The sequence below is a fragment of the Mangrovibacter plantisponsor genome, assembly GCF_003182475.1.
GTDB lineage: Bacteria > Pseudomonadota > Gammaproteobacteria > Enterobacterales > Enterobacteriaceae > Mangrovibacter > Mangrovibacter plantisponsor.
This window is the reverse complement of sequence record NZ_QGTS01000051.1, coordinates 1-1,269: the sequence shown is the minus strand read 5'-3', so window position 1 is coordinate 1,269 and position 1,269 is coordinate 1. Positions and strand designations below refer to the sequence as shown.

At 56.2% G+C, this 1,269-nt stretch carries 1 protein-coding gene; it reads left to right on the top strand.

Annotation, left to right across the window (positions count from 1 at the left end; translation table 11 throughout):
- Positions 1 to 1,269 (top strand): hypothetical protein (locus DES37_RS25725; RefSeq protein ID WP_170123822.1); only part of this gene is annotated, 1,269 nt, incomplete at both ends.

Sequence of the window (1,269 nt, the reverse complement as noted above, 5' to 3'; positions counted from 1 at the left end):
AGAGCAGCGCCTGGCGGCCACCGGGGTGAATATCACCAGCAACAATGGCGCACTGGTTATCACCGGCAATGTGCAGGTGGACGACCTGGCGGCAGTCCGCCCGGGTAATCAGGCGAGTACCACACCAGACTTAACCGGGGTGGCCATCAACGGCAACGGCAACCAGGTACAAATTGATGGTCTGGTAAGTGTCAACTATGCCGGTATGGTGGCTTCCCGCCCGGCAGCGGGGACCACCCGTAACGGGGTGCAGGTGGCGGGGGATAACAATACCCTGGTGATTAAAGGCGGGCTGGCGGTGGATTACACTTCGGAGTATATCGGCAGCAACTGGGGGGACCATAACCACGGCAGCCATTATGCCCTGTATATCAATGGTAGCGGCAATACTGTGCGGTTGAGCGGAGAAAGCCAGTTCCATAATAACGGCTTTGTGGCAGCTTTTGAGGCTGCGGGGAAAGTCGGTGTGTTGTACAGCACTGGGCGTAATAACATTCTGGTGCTGGATGAGAACTTTCGCCTGGAGGCCGTCAGTACAGACAAGGCCCATTACTCAACCCATGTTTTGTTCTGGGTGGATGGAGCAGGCAGTGTGTTGTATAACCGCGGGCACCTGGTTTCTGAAATGGCAGGTGGAGTGTTTTATGCCTTGAATGGTGCTCGAATAGTGAATGAAGGTTCAGTTACCGCCATCCTGAAACCCGCTAATGGTCATGTTGATACGGCAAATGCACTGATTGTCAATGGCCATAACCTGGAGAAGGGGGAGCTGGTGGTCAGCTCCTGGCTTACGCCTTTTAACTCAGGTCAGATTCACATGGGTGGAATTTGGGCAGGCAACCAGTATGCCGCTATGCTGGGTAATGATGACGCCGCAGTCAATGAAGGCCGTATCAGCGTGCGAGGCGCAGGGACTTACGGAATGACATCAAGGAATGGCACACTACTGAACAGCGGCACCATTGAGGTGGACGGCATGCAGTTACTGCCGGGTGAAGACGGCAACGACAGCGGTAACAAACAGCTGTTTACCGGCATGAACAACCGCGAACTGCGCGGTGCCGGCATGCACCTGTTTGAGTCCGGCACTGCCACCAACACCGGCTCCATTACCGTCACCAATTCCGGCACCGGGATGTTTGTCAGCGGCACCGGGGTGGCCTGGAACCAGGGCACCATCAATCTGGAAGCGGACGGCAGCCATAATCAACAGGGCTGGCTGTATGCCATGGCCGCCACCGGTAACGGGGTGGCGATAAACGACACCAC